Source organism: Bacillus sp. NH11B (assembly GCF_001884205.1).
Taxonomy (GTDB): domain Bacteria; phylum Bacillota; class Bacilli; order Bacillales; family Bacillaceae_G; genus Bacillus_A; species Bacillus_A proteolyticus.
The window spans coordinates 91,401-107,396 of record NZ_MAOG01000142.1; the positions used below are offsets into that span (position 1 = coordinate 91,401).

The 15,996-nt window shown below is 35.3% G+C and carries 16 protein-coding genes; 4 read left to right on the forward strand and 12 right to left on the reverse strand.

The window, feature by feature from the left end; all coding sequences use genetic code 11:
* Positions 1-19: 19 nt before the first annotated feature.
* Positions 20-205: a hypothetical protein gene (locus tag BAU27_RS33100; protein WP_071746183.1), complete on the reverse strand. Its 186-nt coding sequence runs from the start codon at positions 203-205 to the stop codon at positions 20-22.
* 128 nt (positions 206-333) lie between these two features.
* Entirely contained in the window at positions 334-783 is a 450-nt protein-coding gene (locus tag BAU27_RS28370) for a DUF6884 domain-containing protein (RefSeq protein WP_071746184.1), read from the reverse strand.
* A gap of 320 nt (positions 784-1,103) precedes the next feature.
* Here BAU27_RS28370 and BAU27_RS28375 point away from each other — a divergent pair, with 320 nt between their 5' ends.
* Positions 1,104-1,286: a DUF4017 family protein gene (locus tag BAU27_RS28375; RefSeq protein WP_071746185.1), complete on the forward strand. Its 183-nt coding sequence runs from the start codon at positions 1,104-1,106 to the stop codon at positions 1,284-1,286.
* Between the two features lie 35 nt (positions 1,287-1,321).
* Here the strand turns inward: BAU27_RS28375 and BAU27_RS28380 are convergent, their stop codons facing one another.
* From BAU27_RS28380 to BAU27_RS28395, 4 genes are all read right to left on the reverse strand, one after another.
* The gene (locus tag BAU27_RS28380; protein WP_071772755.1) at positions 1,322-2,968 is read right to left on the reverse strand and encodes a M3 family oligoendopeptidase; all 1,647 of its coding nucleotides are present in this window, start codon (positions 2,966-2,968) and stop codon (positions 1,322-1,324) included.
* Positions 2,969-3,070: 102 nt separating this feature from the next.
* The gene (ppaC, locus tag BAU27_RS28385; RefSeq protein ID WP_071772756.1) at positions 3,071-4,000 is read right to left on the reverse strand and encodes a manganese-dependent inorganic pyrophosphatase; all 930 of its coding nucleotides are present in this window, start codon (positions 3,998-4,000) and stop codon (positions 3,071-3,073) included.
* Between the two features lie 218 nt (positions 4,001-4,218).
* Positions 4,219-4,734 carry a DinB family protein gene (locus BAU27_RS28390; RefSeq protein ID WP_071772757.1) on the reverse strand — a complete coding sequence of 172 codons (516 nt, stop codon included), beginning with the start codon at positions 4,732-4,734 and terminating at the stop codon, positions 4,219-4,221.
* Between the two features lie 207 nt (positions 4,735-4,941).
* Entirely contained in the window at positions 4,942-5,445 is a 504-nt protein-coding gene (locus tag BAU27_RS28395; RefSeq protein ID WP_071772758.1) for a GNAT family N-acetyltransferase, read from the reverse strand.
* 105 nt (positions 5,446-5,550) lie between these two features.
* Between BAU27_RS28395 and BAU27_RS28400 the strand changes: the two genes are divergently transcribed.
* The gene (locus BAU27_RS28400) at positions 5,551-6,192 is read left to right on the forward strand and encodes an HD domain-containing protein (RefSeq protein ID WP_071772759.1); all 642 of its coding nucleotides are present in this window, start codon (positions 5,551-5,553) and stop codon (positions 6,190-6,192) included.
* A 45-nt stretch (positions 6,193-6,237) separates the two neighbouring features.
* On the forward strand, positions 6,238-6,534 hold the full coding sequence (locus BAU27_RS28405; protein ID WP_175546576.1) for a ribosome small subunit-dependent GTPase A: 297 nt from the start codon (positions 6,238-6,240) through the stop codon (positions 6,532-6,534).
* Positions 6,535-6,807: 273 nt separating this feature from the next.
* Here BAU27_RS28405 and BAU27_RS28410 read toward each other — a convergent pair whose 3' ends face one another.
* The 6 genes from BAU27_RS28410 to BAU27_RS28435 form a co-directional block, all read right to left on the reverse strand.
* A complete protein-coding gene (locus tag BAU27_RS28410; protein WP_071772760.1) occupies positions 6,808-8,298 on the reverse strand; it encodes an alanine/glycine:cation symporter family protein in 1,491 nt (496 codons plus the stop codon).
* 157 nt (positions 8,299-8,455) lie between these two features.
* Positions 8,456-9,940, reverse strand: coding sequence for an aldehyde dehydrogenase family protein (locus BAU27_RS28415; protein WP_071772761.1), 1,485 nt, complete (start codon positions 9,938-9,940; stop codon positions 8,456-8,458).
* 18 nt (positions 9,941-9,958) lie between these two features.
* Positions 9,959-10,855, reverse strand: a complete 897-nt coding sequence (gene dapA, locus BAU27_RS28420) for a 4-hydroxy-tetrahydrodipicolinate synthase (protein ID WP_071772762.1) — start codon at positions 10,853-10,855, stop codon at positions 9,959-9,961.
* A 22-nt stretch (positions 10,856-10,877) separates the two neighbouring features.
* The gene (locus BAU27_RS28425; RefSeq protein WP_071772763.1) at positions 10,878-11,819 is read right to left on the reverse strand and encodes a proline racemase family protein; all 942 of its coding nucleotides are present in this window, start codon (positions 11,817-11,819) and stop codon (positions 10,878-10,880) included.
* Entirely contained in the window at positions 11,816-12,853 is a 1,038-nt protein-coding gene (locus tag BAU27_RS28430; protein WP_071772764.1) for a proline racemase family protein, read from the reverse strand. Before BAU27_RS28430 ends, BAU27_RS28425 begins: the two co-directional genes overlap by 4 nt.
* Positions 12,850-14,025 carry an NAD(P)/FAD-dependent oxidoreductase gene (locus BAU27_RS28435; protein WP_071772765.1) on the reverse strand — a complete coding sequence of 392 codons (1,176 nt, stop codon included), beginning with the start codon at positions 14,023-14,025 and terminating at the stop codon, positions 12,850-12,852. Before BAU27_RS28435 ends, BAU27_RS28430 begins: the two co-directional genes overlap by 4 nt.
* A 181-nt stretch (positions 14,026-14,206) precedes the next feature.
* Here BAU27_RS28435 and BAU27_RS28440 point away from each other — a divergent pair, with 181 nt between their 5' ends.
* Positions 14,207-15,868 (forward strand): sigma-54 interaction domain-containing protein, encoded by a 1,662-nt coding sequence (locus tag BAU27_RS28440; protein ID WP_071772766.1) that lies wholly within the window; start codon positions 14,207-14,209, stop codon positions 15,866-15,868.
* Positions 15,869-15,996: the final 128 nt, after the last annotated feature.

The window sequence follows — 15,996 nt, forward strand, 5'->3', positions numbered from 1 at the left end:
AGTACTCTTTCAAAGAAAATTACCACTTACGGCATTTATCATCATCATCGTCACGTTTACGATTGCAACGGCAATCATCACAATCACAATGACGTTTACGATTGCAACGACAATCATCACATTCTCTGCGTCTACATCTTCCAAACATTAAATCATCCCAAAATCTATTACAATCTCTGCGTCTACACCGACAATTATTACACATGAATATGATTCCCCCCTAATATAAAATAGAATTCATCATATTCTATGTTTAAAAGGGTAAAAAGGCTTATTTAATAGTCTATTTAAAGTGTATAAATGTGATGTAATTTGAATCAAGTACTAATATGACTATATTTCCTGCTGCCCTTCCACAGCACCCTTCAACCTCTGCAACATATACCCAATCCCTCTACATCCTTCTAACGGATATGTAATGATTTCTTCTGGATATAGCTTCGTCACAACTTTTTTATGCTTCTTCCCTGCAAGTAATACTATTTCATCAAACTGAAGTAAGCCTTTATCAATCATCTGTTGTTTTAATTGTTCTATGTTAATAATCTCATTACTCTTTGAGTCAAATGCAAGATCATAGTTTTCCTTTACAATATCATTTGGTCTTAAAAAACCATGCTTTGCAGATAATATAACCCAATTCTCGAAAAACTCAGTTGCATACGCCTGACATGCTTTTCCGAATGGACTAATATATACGTCTTTTGCCTCTGCCTCTCTGTGATCTGGGTACTTATCCCAAATTTTCTTCTTTCCACATGGAATTATGCATAACCTTTTCATCGTTATTTCTTACCTCGCTTCTAACTTTCTTATGAAATATAAAATTTTTCAGTACATTTTTTTAAAGAATACTATATAATAATCTCGAAAGATAAAATTACATTATTTCCTATATTTGGTTGAGTTTACTTTAGAGCAGTTGATTAAGCATTTATATTATTACATAAAAACACCGTACTAAAGTTACTTTCATGAAGCATGCATACACCCCATCCTTTAGTGTGTTTGTGAAGATTTCGTAAAATTGAGTACAATAAATCTTCTAACCACTATTCAATAGTACAATATATAAATGTAGTATAACAAGGAGGTGAATACGTATGAAAAATATACTCCCAGCATTATTAGCTTATATTATCGTTTGTATCATCGCGATTATCCTTCCAGCATCTGACGGCTATAATACTATAGGTTGGAAATTCTTTGTTGGGCAAGCGTACGCAATACCTATTTTCATTATTACTGCTATTATTACATTTTATATAAACAAGAAAAAGTCTTAAGAATAAACGGTTATAAGGATAGCTAAACGCTATCCTTATTTTAATTCATTAATCAGTTCCCAAATAGCCCTGGCAGTACTTTCTATCCTTTCTTCCGAAAAGTCAAACGTAACACCTGTATTTTCATATATTACTTGTATAGGTAAATTCCAATCTGAACTAGCTCCCTCTTTAAAGAGAGCAATCGCTTTTTCTGAATCTTCCCGGTAAATTTGAAACAATTGCATTGCTCCTATTTGTGAAATTGCATATTCAATTTTATAAAAAGGAAACTGGACAAAGTGAAATGACTCTAACCAGCTTGCACCGATTTCATTCTCTAATCCTGCAATATTAACTGATGAGTGTGGATACCTTTTACATAGTTCAACATATTTCTTATCACGTTCTTCTGGTGTATGGTTTGGATTTGCATAGATCCAGTGCTGGAATACATCTCCTGCAATTGATGACATTAATAAAGACAAAGCACGATATAATTGTACGCGCTGCACTTCTTTATATTCATCCTTTTGCTTATAAAAAACAGTAAGCTTATCCATTACTAGCAACTCAAGACTGAGGGAATAAAGCTCAGCTACCTCTTCACGAAGATATCTTTCCTGCATGCTACTATCATTGTTAAATTGTTTATAAAAATGAAATGCATGCCCCATTTCGTGTACTAGTGCATTAATTGCATAAAATGAAGGACTAAAGTTAGAATACACAAAAACCTCTTTACTATGAGGTAAGGTAAAACAAGCAGCTCCTTGTGCTTTATTTTCACGTTCTTCTACGTCAATGAATCCTGCTTTCCTTATATGGATAAATTCCTCATAAAAATATAAGTCTGTCTTCTGAAACATTTCTTCCACCCCATCCAATAAATCAATGGGATTTTCAAATGGCGTTTTTTGTAAATTACAAGCAGCAAGATCCCAAGGGCGACACGTTTTTACACCGAGATTACTTTTAGAAAGATTCCCTAACTGTTTCCAAATTGGTACAACATACTTCTCTATAGATTCATGAAGCTTATAACACTCTTCAATTCTATAATCTCTGTTTTTTTGTTTGAAAGCATATTCACTATAATTATTAAACCCTGCATTTAAAGCTATCTCATTCCGCAATTGTACGAGATTATTCATAATACAATCTATTTCTATTTTCACTACACTTCTTGCTTCACATAAAGCATACCAAGCTTTTTTGCGAATAGCTCTATTTCTGTTGTCTAGCTTTGCTTTTATGTATGCATACGTCTTTTGCTCGCCTTCCCAATTAATAAATATGTTAGACATTATTTCTCTATATTTCGTAATAAGCTCTTGCTCTTTAATGGAAAGAGAAATGTTCTTTTCATTAAACATTTTACTCTTCACCAATCGTGTTTTTTTCATAAATCCGTATTTCTGCTCCTCTAATAAGTCGGAAAACGGGCACTCTCTAAATTTCTGGTCAAATTTTGCAGTGTAGCTTTTTAAAAGTGGTTGAATTGTATTTTGATTATACATATGTAAATTACGTTTATCTCTGTCATTTGTATCTCTATACGTGGCGATTAAACTACTTGTTATCTCCTCTTCTACTTCAGCGTTTACACGCAGTTCCTCTAAAAGCCAACGCTCTAATTCTGAAACAGAAGTAATTTTCCGCTCTAAAAGTGACTGTAATTTATTTTCCAAATCATTAAACATACACAATCCTCCCGTTTTTAATTTTCTGTTTTTTAAAGATAAAAAGGACAAGTAGCCAATCTGACTACTTGTCCTTTTTTTGTTAAACCATACACAATTATATTAAGCTTGGAATGCTTCTGTTAATACTGGTACGATTTGTTTTTTACGAGATACAACACCTTTTAATGTAGCAGTGTTGTTTTCTAGAGATACGTTGTATGCTTTCTCAACAACGTTTGCTGCTTTACCGATCGCAAGACCGACAGAATCGTTAGTTAAGATATCAGTTACAACAAATAAGAATAAGTCTAAACCTTTTTCTTCTACTACTGTAGAGATAACTTTTTCAAGTTCAGCTTGGTGTACAAGAACATCGTTTGTATCAACAGCGTTTACTTGTGCGATTTCAACTTTCGCGTTACCCATTTGGAATTCTTTAGCGTCAAGGGAGATTAATTGCTCCATTGTTTTTCCGCTTAAGTCAGCACCAGCTTTTAACATTTCTAAGCCGTAGTTATCTGCATCTACATCAGCGATTTCCGCTAATTCGCGAGCTGCTGCTACGTCTTGTTCTGTGCAAGTTGGAGATTTGAATAGTAAAGAATCTGAAATGATTGCAGATAACATTAAACCTGCAACTTCTTTACGAATTGCAACACCATTTTCTTTGTACATTTTGTTTAAGATTGTAGCTGTACAACCAACTGGCTCACAACGGTAGTATATAGGATCGCTTGTTTCAAAGTTAGCAATACGGTGATGGTCAATAACTTCTAACACACGAACAGATTCGATATCGTTAGCACTTTGTTGACGCTCGTTATGGTCAACTAAAATAACATTGTCCACTTCGCTTGCAACTGTCTCAACAAAACGCGGTCCTTCTACTTTAAAATAGTCTAACGCAAATTGAGTTTCACCGCTGATTTCGCCTAAACGTACAGGCTCAGCATTCATTCCTAATTCTTTTTTCAATTCTGCATAAGCAATCGCAGAACAAATTGCATCTGTATCTGGGTTTTTATGCCCGAAAACTAGTACTTTTTCCATGTTTTCCACCTCTTCATGAAAAGAATATCTTAAAGAAGCAAATATGACAATATTTTAGACACATTTTTTTATAAATAATTGCAGTTTCTTCTATATTTTTCATCGTTTTCACAAAAAAAGACCCTCTAAAATAATTTAGATGGCCAAAAGTTATCTTTTCGTTAAAATAAAGGTGGTACTTGCACTAAGTTATTAAATGTGAAATTGGCAAAGGCAGTCTAATTATCGAATAGCCCTCTTCCTCTCAGATTTGCGGAAACAGGCTCCTTTCCTATTTCACGTGCCCATATAGATAACTGGCCGATATGGTGAATTTCATGGACAATGACATGACGTATTATCTCTCCGTGTGTACATTCAATGACCCGGCGCCTGATTGGGGCGTCTCTAGAGCTAATCGGTTCTTCATTGAAATCAGTTTCTGAAAGTTTCCGAGAATCCATTTCATTTGTCCAAGATGTCACAAATGGCTTCACTTTCTCGTGGTATTGATCCGAAAGATTTTTCACTTTTTGCAAGCTAGTATAATCTTCAAACAATGGCTCCTCAGGCACTGGTTCACCTCGCAAACCTAAGATCCACATATATTCCACATCTACAATGTGAAATAGGGTATGTAGGATGCTACCAAATCCACCAACCCGTTTCTTTAATAGTTCTTCAGCCGACATATCTTCGCACAATGTAAACCAATCATCACGAACTTGCCAGTTATATTGAAACAGTTTCAACATCACAACAACCTCCATTTTTTAGATTAACATTTTAATATTCACCAAATGACTTCAAAATCAAAATCTAAAAAAACTGTCAAAGCTCTCTACAGACTGGTCCTTTAAATTAAACATTCCAGATGAAGATAAAGGGTCAAAAGAAAAACACTATTATACAGGGTTGTATCAAACATTATTTGAAATTATCCCTCTTTTCAAATAAAAAAACTAAAGCATTTTATAATAAATTATCGTTGCATCCAGCTCACCATTTGGAGAAATTGCATATTCCGGTATTTTTCCAACTTCTTGATAGTCTAATGATTTGTATAATCTATTCGATGGATCCCCTTCTCTAGTATCTAACACTAAAAGAGACCTATTTTCTTGCTTTGCTCGTTCCTCTGCTTTTTTCAATAATGAACGTCCGATGCCATTCCGTCTAAAGTTTGGGTGAGTCATTAACTTACAAATTTCGGCCCTATGGATCCCATTAGGCTTTGTAACAAGATGTAATTGTACACTTCCTGCCACTTCATTATTTATTTTAGCAACATATAATATCACTTCTGGTGCTAATACGGTTTGCCAATAATTTATGGCTTCTTGTTGTTCCAGTGGAGGTAAAAAACCAATTGACGCCTCATCATCTACTACTGTTTTCAAAAGTTTAGAAAGCTCTTCCATATCATTTTCTAATTGCTTAATTTCTTCAATTACTAAATTTTGCATTACTAATCCCCCTTTTGTTTCATTGTAACAACTTTTAAAGAAGGAATAATGAAATTCTAAGATGAAATTATTAAATATATGATTTTTTAGAGAAAGGATACCTATATGAAATATATATTAGATAGGACATATGCAAGAGAATTACTCCAGTGGGCATATGAACAAAACCCAGGTCCGTGGTTCGAACATTCATGTAATGTTGCCCTTGCAACTGAAAAGATAGTTGTTGAACTTATTAATAATGAGTACGACCTAGATGCTGATATAGCATACAATGCTGCCCTCCTGCATGATATAGGAAGATATAAAGGTTTTACTAAATCTGTTATTCATTCCTATGATGGTTACATGTATATGAATGATTTAGGGTATACAGGAAACGCCGTTATATGTGTGACGCATTCATTTCCTTGCAAAAATGAGCAGTTAGATATCGCGGCAGAGTGGAGCCTTGTTCCCGATTATATGGAAAGCCGGTTGGTTGACATACTTAATGAACATAGTGACTACGACTTATACAATAAAGTAATTACCCTTTGCGACGCTCTCGCTGATGCGGAAGGCTTTACTACTCTTGAAAAAAGATTGATTTCAGTTGGTTTGCGACACGGAACAACCTCTCATACCTCCTTTCATTGGAAAGGATTCTACACAATTAAGAATGAATTAGAATCTTTAATCGGTAAGAGTATATACACACTTCTCCCTGATGTAGAGAAATCGATTTACGGAAATATAGAATATTAAAAACAAAATAATTTGACTGTATGATTCTACAAAACTTTTTCAAAAGTGGAGGGATTTATTATTAGTAAAATAGGATTTGACTTAATAAATCATGAAGGTAACTTTGATTTTGGATATGAAGATATAACGAATATATCCAAGAAATGCAAATTCTCTAACTGTTCGCATACTAATGAACCACACTGTGCAGTTCAAGATGCTGTATCTAACGGTATTCTTTCTGAAGAAATATTTAATAATTATTATAGAGATATAAACGAGGCACAATATGTTTCTGCACAAAGAAATAAAACGAAAGCTATTGATTATATGAAACAATTGAAACTCTTTCAAAAAAATTAGGCTAAAATAAAAAGCTCTCCTTACAAGCATAATTTAAGGAGAGCTTTTTCACTTTTAATAACTTTGATTTTTCAATTCCACCATACACTCGTGCATTAAAATCAGCGCTCAGCACATTTTAGTTCACCAGTAATTACAACTGAGACACATTAAACTTCTAATACCCCTTTACTAAGATCGATACATTCTTTTATTTAAGGTTAAAAAAAGACCATATATAACCTAGATAAAAAGATTGAATTTTCAGTTTTTTAATATTAGAAGTTTACATATTTAAAATTTAACACTATCATCCGCCGATACTTTTTCTTTAGAACTTTTTCTTTCAATCTCTTTACCCCGCTCTTCCCAAATCGTTAAACCTTCAATCCCTACTTTTTTAGGATCAAATACTGGATCTTTCCCTTCTTTTTTCTGCGTTTCATAATCTTTTAACACTTTTAATGCCGTTTTACTTAATAATAGGATTGCTATAAGGTTTAACCATGCCATACTACCAATTCCTAAATCTCCGAGATTCCATAAAAACGAAGCTGATTCTACACTACCGATGTATACCATAATTAAAAATCCAATTTTTAATACTGGTTTTAACCAGCTATATTTGAGGTCACGATCTAAATAAGTAAGCGTCGTTTCAGCGATATAGTAGTACGCGAGTAAAGTTGTAAATGCGAAGAAGAATATTGCGATTGAAATAAATATTGGACCAAATCCTGTCATAACAGTTTCAACTGCTTGTTGTGTATAAATTGGACCTGCTTCCACATTTCCTATATTCTGTACAATAGCGCTTTTCCCTTCAGGTATAACATTGTACATACCTGTTATTAAAATCATAAGCGCTGTCGCAGTACATACTACAATTGTATCGATATATACAGAAAACGCTTGAACTAACCCTTGTTTTGCAGGGTGCGATACTTCAGCAGCAGCTGAGCTATACGTCGCTTCCCCAACACCAGCGACGTTTGAAAATACAGCACGCTTTACTCCCCATGCAATAGCTGCGCCGACGATGCCGCCAAACATTTCATTTACACCAAAAGCACTTGAGAAAATTAAAGCAAACATACTTGGAATTTCCGTTATATTCGCAATTAAAATGATACATGTAACAATTACATAACCAATTGCCATAAAAGGAACAAGCATTTGTGAAACGCCCGCAATTCTCTTTACGCCACCAAAAATGATAGCTGCTAATAATACGACTAATAATATACCAGTTATATATTTGCTAATACCATTAGAATTTTCAAACCCAACTGCGATACTACTAGATTGAATACCTGGTAATAAAACGCCATATGAAAGTGTTACAACGACCGCTACAATGACTGCAAACCATTTCATTTTTAAACCTTTTTCAATAAAATATGGTGTACCGCCGCGATATTCATTCCCTACTTTACTCTTATACACTTGAGATAATGTTGATTCAACGAACGCACTAGCGGCCCCTAACAAAGCCATTATCCACATCCAAAATACAGCTCCAGGCCCGCCAAAAGCGATAGCTGTCGCTACCCCTGCGATATTACCTATTCCAACCCTACCTGATAAGGCTAAACAAAACGCTTGGAAGGATGATATTCCCGTCTCCGAGCTCTTCCCTTCAAATAATAGTTTAATCATCTCTTTAAAATAACGAATTTGTAAAAAACGAGTGGCAATTGTAAAATACACTCCTGCTCCTAATGCGAAAACAACTAAACCAATACTCCATACTTGCCCTACTAACCATTCTACTAACTGCTCCATCCAAATCCCCCTTATAATTCTTTTGAAAAAGCATTTTTATATATAAGAAAACGGACAACCTTTTTCATGCCTTCCAGTTGTCCGCATCTCTTACTATATTTCATCATTTTATTATCCCGCTATTTGCGAGCAGTAAAGCTACTCACTGAATAGAGTTTCACTTTATATTTACCCAAACACTTTTCACTTCTGTATAATTATCAAGTGCATATGAACCTAACTCACGTCCAATACCTGATTGTTTATATCCACCAAATGGTGCCGCTGCATTTTCTAAGTTATAATCATTAATCCACACTGTTCCTGCCTTTAATCTATTAGCAACTTGATGTCCAGTTTTAATATTTTGTGTCCATACCCCAGCAGCAAGCCCATATGAAGAGCGATTTGCTCTTTCAATTACTTCTTCTGTCGAATCAAATGGAAGTACAACGACAACTGGTCCAAAGATTTCTTCCTTAACAATTGTCATATCATCAGTAACATTTGTGAATACTGTCGGCTGAACAAAATAACCTTTTTCAAATGCACGCTCACCACCAGCTGCAACAGTAGCACCTTCAGCTCTTCCTTGTGCAATGTAATTTAGCACACGCTCTTGTTGTTTTTTAGATACGAGTGGACCCATTTCTGTATCTGTTTCCATCCCGGCTCCAAGTTTAATATTATTTGCCCTTTTTACAAGCTCTTCTACTACAGTTTCATAATGCTTCCGATGAACAAATACACGGGATCCTGCACTACAATTTTGACCATGATTATACATAATGCCTTGGAATGCACCGTTAATCGCTTCTTCTAAATCAGCGTCTTCTAAAATGATATTTGGTGACTTACCACCAAGTTCTAAAGTTACATGTTTAATTGTCTCTGCAGATTGACGCATAATATATTTCCCTGTAACTGTAGAACCTGTGAAAGCTACTTTATCAATATCATGATGGTTTACAATTGCAGCCCCTGCTTCTTGGCCGAAACCTGGTACAAAGTTTACGACACCACTTGGAAAACCAGCTTCTTTAAATAGCTTCGCTGTATATAATAAAGATAAAGGCGTTTGCTCTGCAGGTTTTAGTACAATCGTACAACCTGTCGCAAGAGCGGCACCCATTTTCCAAGAAGACATAACGAGTGGAAAATTCCACGGAATAATTTGACCAACAACACCAACTGGTTCATGGCGTGTGTAATTTAAATAATCTTTTGAAATTGGAATGGTTTGCCCGATAATTTTTGTAGCCCATCCCGCGTAATAACGATAATTTTCTACAGTCGCTGAAATATCATCATCAAGTGCTACTTGATATGGCTTCCCATTATCTAAAGCCTCAAGCTGTGCTAATTCTTCTCTATGTTCTTCAATTAAGTCTGCTAATTTATAGATAAGATGCGCTCTTTCAGCAGTAGTCATTTCTGCCCAAGGGCCTGATTCAAAAGCCAATCTTGCCGCCTTTACTGCGACATCAATATCTTCTTCTTGTGCTTCACATACGACAGCTAGAACATCTTCTGTTGCTGGATTGTATGTTTCAAACGTCTTCCCGCTAATAGAAGGAACAAATTCTCCATTAATAAACATTTTGACTTCTTCATTTAAAAACGCTTTCACTTTTGGTTTCAGCTCAATGTTTGTCGTTAACATATATGCTCTCCTCCTTATTTAAACAGCTACATGAGCTGCGATTTCGGATAATATAGTTTGAAGTTTTTGATCTTCTTCTTCAGTTAATCCTAATCTCGGATAACGTGAAGGCCCTCCGACTTGCCCGTGTAATTCCATTGAACGTTTAACGATTTGTACATATTTCCCAGACCCTTCAAGAAACTCACAAAGAGGTAAAATAGCATCGTTTATTTCCCATGCTTTTTCTAATTCACCATTTTGAAAATGCTCATACATTTTCGTAACGAGACCTGGAACGATATTTCCAGCCACTGAAACCCATCCCGTTGCACCAACTAAATAAGATTCCATAACTAAATCTTCAGACCCACAGAAAACTTGAAAAGCACCTTCGCCTTGTCTTACTAAATCTCTCGCTTTTCGAATATCTCCGCTAGATTCTTTAATATGTGTAACATTTTCACACTCTTTTCCAATACGGAGCATTAGCTCTGTACTCATATCAACACCAGAAGTAAATGGGTTATTGTATAACATTATTGGTATATTTACAGCGTTTGAGATTTCTTTAAAATGAAAATATATTTCCTCTTCCTTCGGTTTACAATAGTAAGAGTTTATAATTAATGCACAATCCGCTCCGTGCGCTTCTGCATGTTTCGTATATTCAATCGTTTCTTTCGTCGTCTCCGCAGCAGTTCCAACAATGACTGGAATACGGCCATCAACTTCTTTTAATACTGTTTCTACCATGTTAAATCGTTCTTCTTTTGATAAACTAACAAATTCTCCCGTACTTCCATTAATAATAATTCCAGCTACTTTTTTCTCAATAAAGTAGTTTACGTTTTGCTTTACACCTTTCCAATCAATCTCTTGAAACTCATCCATTGGTGTTATTAATACTGGAAATGCCCCTTTAATATTTTGCATATTTATCTCTCCCTTTAACATTTTATTTTAATAGAAATCCTGTTGGAAACGGATCTGTAGGGTCTAATAGAAACGTCTGCATGCCTGTAATAAACCCTCTACTTTCAAAACGAAAAATGTATCCTAGCTCTTCTTTCTTCACTTGTTCCACTGTTATAAAGCTATTAAAAACACTTTCATTTTTAAAAGCTTTATCCGCTATATATTCATTTTTAAATAAAGCATGAACATAAGACACAATAGTAGAAACAAAACCTGGTGAACGCACTATAAAGTTGTCTTCATGAAACGTAATCGACTTTATATGGTTCTTTTCTTTTTGCATAGAATCTACTAAAATAAGTCTTTTTATTAATGACTGTTTTTGTATAGCTTGAAGTGTAGCTTCACCCCATTTTTTTAATTTAGAGATGTTTTCAATACTGATTTCTGGCGAATACGTATCCTTTTCTACAACTGCATATACTTTATCTGCCTGTATGAGAGAGTAACTTATATTACCAACCTTTAAATTTTTCTCAATCATATAACATAGTTTACTTTCAAACGACACCGAAATAACTTCATCATTCTCTACATAGGCATAGACTGAAAATATTCCAGATAGTGTTTCAATTTTGTATTGATTAGACTCTCTCTTTTTTAAATATCCACTTTCTAGTAACATCGTTATTACCGCAACAATACCTCCATAATGAAGAGGAATAGATCCTTCATGATTAAAAAATAATACAGCTGCATCAACTTCCTTATGAATAGAAGGAACGACAATGCATCCATTTAACCCAATAAAACCACGTGGTTCATTTAATAAAAGCTGCATTTCTTCTGCTAATTCGCCTGAAAATTGTTCATTTAAATGTTCTAAACTGTAGTAGTATTTGCATGGTACGTCCTTTATTACACGAAATGCTTCGCCAGCTACGTGCACATCTACTGCTGTATACATTTTTTGAATGTTCATTTTACATCCTCCGTTTCATGTTCCATCGGCGGAATTAGCAAGAAGCCTTCTTTAAGTGGATCCTTTTCATTGTAAAAAAATCTATGCATACCCATAAGCCAAGCTGATCCTGTAATTTTCGTTACTACAGCTTCAATATTTTCTACATATGTTGTATTCATAACACACCCTTTAAATAAAGAACCTACAATACTCTCATGAACAAATTCTTCATCAATATCAATTTTTTTATGAGCGTATAATACAGCTAACTTCGCTGATGTTCCTGTGCCACATGGAGATCGATCAATTCCTCCTGGCGGAACAACAACCGTATTTTTCACATGCGCACTTTCATGAGTAGGATCTGTATAAAATTCAACATGTGTTAATCCTCTTATAAACGAATACTCTGGATGAATGATTTCAAACTTCTCATTAATTGTATTTCTAATATGAATCGCCTTATCAATGATTGTAGATGCGTTTTCTGGTATTAACTCTAAACCTACTGACTTCGCATCGATAATGGCATAAAAATTCCCTCCATACGCAATATCCGCCTCTACAGTTCCAATTTCTTCGACGTGTACAGAAATATTTTTCAGTAAAAAAGCTGGTATGTTACAGAAGGAGACTTCTTTCGCTTTTCCATCTTGAACAGAAATATCTACTTCAACTAAGCCAGCTGGTGTATCTAGCTTTAAAGAAGTAACCGGTTCAATTACTGGAATTAAACCTGATTCAACTAAAGCTGTACATACACCGATTGTATCGTGACCACACATCGGTAAATATCCACCTGTCTCTATGTATATAACACCTATATCAGCTTCAGGATGACACGGATCTGTTAATAGTGCTCCTGACATTACATCATGACCACGTGGCTCATTCATTAACAATTTGCGAATCCAGTCATACTCCTTTTTCATATGTAACATCTTCTCTGCCATCGTCTCTCCAATTAACTTAGGAAGTCCGCTAATTAATGTCCTCGTTGGATTCCCGCCCGTATGTGTATCAATCGTCGTAAAGACTTTCTGTGACCTCATCCATTTAACACCCTTTCTGTAAAACGACTCAAACGAAGTGGTTCAATAGGAATGATTGTTTCTTTTTCATTTAATAACTCCTCAATCACTTTCCCAGTAACTGCCGCAAGACTAATTCCATCGCCTTCATGTCCTGCTGCTATAAAGTAGTTCGGAATATGTTCCACTCCTGAAATGATTGGCAAATGATCTTCTGTCCACGGGCGTAATCCAGCATATGAACGAATCACCATCATATCTGCCATTTTCGGATAAAAACGAATTGCTCTATTTGCAATACATTTAATAACCTCGTTATTTATCCTCGTATGAAACCCTACAAACTCTCGACTACTACCAATTAAAAAATTTTGGCTTTCTGTCGGTTCAAATACAAGAGCTACCCCGTATTTCTCAGTTAAAGCATCCACTTTTCGTTTCCCGCCAAATTTAGAAATTAAATAACCAAATTCCATTACTTTACGGCAGCCAACGTGTTGTTGCCTGGAAGCTACAATAATATGCCCCTTTCTCGGTTCAATTGGGATATTGACATCTAACATCTGTCCAATTTTAGGAGCCCACACACCGGCTGCGTTCACCACTTGCTTCGCAGTAAACGTCCCATTTGTCGTTTCTACAATAAAGGAACCGTCTATATCTCTTTTCATTTCTTTTACTTCTGTATGATTAAAAGCTTTCGTACCAAATTTCTTCGATTCTGCAAGAAGTGAAAAAGCAAGAAGATATGGATTTACAGTCGAATCCGTTGCGCATTCTAAACCACCTAATAAATCATCCGCAAAAAATGGCGATTCTTCTCTTATATCTTTCCGATCAAGCATTCGAAACGGTAAACCAGCTGCTTTTTGACGATTCACCCATTGCTGTGCTGCCTCCATCTCTTCGTCTGATTCACAAACGAGAATACTTCCTGGCGCCCTATATTCAAATGAGTGCTCCAACTCTACACTTAATTCAGTTACTAAATTTTGACTTACTAACGACATTTGACTATCAAAACCTGGGTCTTTATCAATAGCCAAAATGTTCCCATCACACCGTGAAGACGTCCCACTGACAAATTCTCCTTTTTCAATGATTGTTACGTCTCTTCCGTATTTTGATGTGTAATACGCGATAGAGCAGCCTATAATACCACCGCCTATTATTAAAACGTCACAGTGTCTCACATAGCACCCCCCTTTCTCCTAAATCTCTCACTTTCTATTTATGCAATTGGTGTGCCAATTCTACATGCTGAACTATTTATATAAAATAATTTTTATTTGTAAAAATATTTTAAATTTATCGTAAATAGGTGTATTATTTTTTTATCACTGTCTAAATTTTTATACATAACAGGAGGGCATTATGACATTTTCATTTCCAACAATAAAAGAGTTTATAAAAATTTTATCAATCGATCGTACAAGTATGTTTAAGTACATGAAACAAGTAGGTGGCAAATTTTATTACATCCATTCATCTACTGAAAAATGGAGTTGTGCAGTTATATATGAAAATGACTCTTTCAATGCTTTAATCGAAGCCTTTTCTAGCTATTCAGCGGTCGTTATTATAAACGAAACTCAAGAACCTATATGCTGTATAACTGCTCAGCGAACGATTCCTTTTCTTTATAAGTATTACAATGAACTACAAGCTTTTTATAATACTGTTATTCAAACAACTGATTCTTCTGTTACAGTCATCGATGATAAAGAATGCGTCCGTACTTGGACGGATGGCGCCGAAAAGATTTTTTCAGTCAACCATAATGAAATTATCGGACAACCAATCACTCGCTTTTTTGATTATAAAGATTTAGAAATTTTACAATCATTACATGACGGAAAAAGTATAATCGCTCAGTTCCATCAACCTCGACCAGATTTGTTCGTATTAATTAACTCAAATCCAGTTTATTACAACGAGGAAATTATAGGAGCAGTCGTTTCCGAAACTGATGTTACAAATCAAGTCGCTTTGAATGAAAAATTATTTAATATGTCGCATGAAATGCACCGATTGGAACAAGAAGTAGCAAAATATAAAGATACATCCGATCCTTTCCTTGCGATGAATGGAAAAAGTCCTGTTATACAAAGAACCATTCAATTAGCAAGAAAGGTTTGTTCGGTAAAATCAACGGTTTTAATACTTGGCGAAAGCGGTGTTGGAAAAGAAGTATTTGCGAAAGCAATTCATGAAGCAAGTGAGACAGCAAATGCCCCTTTCATTTCGATCAACTGCGGTGCAATCCCAGAAGCGTTATTTGAAAGTGAATTATTCGGTTACGAGCGCGGGGCGTTTTCTGGTGCAAATAGTAAAGGGAAGAAAGGGAAAATTGAGCTCGCACAAGGCGGTACTTTATTCCTTGATGAAATAGGCGAAATGCCTCTCGATATGCAAGTGAAACTTTTGCGTGTACTGCAAGAACGAAAGTATTACCGAGTTGGTGGAGAAAAAGAAATAAATATTGATTTCCGTATTATCGCTGCTACAAATCGTGATTTACAAGAAGAAATGAGAAAAGGAACTTTCCGAGAAGATTTATACTATCGCTTAAATGTAGTTAGCTTGCATATTCCGCCACTACGCGAAAGACGAGAGGATATTATCGAATTAACATACTCATTCTTAAACGATTTTTCAATAAACTATAACAGACCAATTCGAGACTTACCTTCAAATATTATGCATGAACTACTTCATTACAATTGGCCTGGTAATATTCGCGAGCTCCGCAACGTAGTTGAAAGACTCGTCGTATTTGCGACAGATGGTATTATTAAACAAGAATATTTACCATTTCATACAAATGAAACTTTAGACAATCATGCAGCTCAATCCCTATTACTGAGCAACAATAATACGATTCTTTCTTTACAAGAAGAAATGGATGAGCACGAGAAAAAGGTCATTGAGCGAGCTTTACGCATTTTAGATGGTAATAAATTAGAATGTGCGAAACAACTTGGCGTAACAAGGGCCACTTTATATAACCGTTTAAAAAGACTGGGATTACAATAAAGTGAAACTTCAATCAGTGGGGGTTTTGTTCATCCCCACTTGATTATTAGCCCTCACCAATCGGGTTTTTACGGGCAGCCCGACCCCCACCTAACTTCTTTGCTTTCACTGAATTTTGAGGTGGGGTC

Bases quoted from the DNA above. Each gene is read 5' to 3' on its own strand.
- BAU27_RS33100 (WP_071746183.1), bottom strand. From the start codon at position 205: ATGTGTAATAATTGTCGGTGTAGACGCAGAGATTGTAATAGATTTTGG.
- BAU27_RS28370 (WP_071746184.1), bottom strand. From the start codon at position 783: ATGAAAAGGTTATGCATAATTCCATGTGGAAAGAAGAAAATTTGGGAT.
- BAU27_RS28375 (WP_071746185.1), top strand. From the start codon at position 1,104: ATGAAAAATATACTCCCAGCATTATTAGCTTATATTATCGTTTGTATC.
- BAU27_RS28380 (WP_071772755.1), bottom strand. From the start codon at position 2,968: ATGTTTAATGATTTGGAAAATAAATTACAGTCACTTTTAGAGCGGAAA.
- ppaC (WP_071772756.1), bottom strand. From the start codon at position 4,000: ATGGAAAAAGTACTAGTTTTCGGGCATAAAAACCCAGATACAGATGCA.
- BAU27_RS28390 (WP_071772757.1), bottom strand. From the start codon at position 4,734: ATGTTGAAACTGTTTCAATATAACTGGCAAGTTCGTGATGATTGGTTT.
- BAU27_RS28395 (WP_071772758.1), bottom strand. From the start codon at position 5,445: ATGCAAAATTTAGTAATTGAAGAAATTAAGCAATTAGAAAATGATATG.
- BAU27_RS28400 (WP_071772759.1), top strand. From the start codon at position 5,551: ATGAAATATATATTAGATAGGACATATGCAAGAGAATTACTCCAGTGG.
- BAU27_RS28410 (WP_071772760.1), bottom strand. From the start codon at position 8,298: ATGGAGCAGTTAGTAGAATGGTTAGTAGGGCAAGTATGGAGTATTGGT.
- BAU27_RS28415 (WP_071772761.1), bottom strand. From the start codon at position 9,940: ATGTTAACGACAAACATTGAGCTGAAACCAAAAGTGAAAGCGTTTTTA.
- dapA (WP_071772762.1), bottom strand. From the start codon at position 10,855: ATGCAAAATATTAAAGGGGCATTTCCAGTATTAATAACACCAATGGAT.
- BAU27_RS28425 (WP_071772763.1), bottom strand. From the start codon at position 11,819: ATGAACATTCAAAAAATGTATACAGCAGTAGATGTGCACGTAGCTGGC.
- BAU27_RS28430 (WP_071772764.1), bottom strand. From the start codon at position 12,853: ATGAGGTCACAGAAAGTCTTTACGACGATTGATACACATACGGGCGGG.
- BAU27_RS28440 (WP_071772766.1), top strand. From the start codon at position 14,207: ATGACATTTTCATTTCCAACAATAAAAGAGTTTATAAAAATTTTATCA.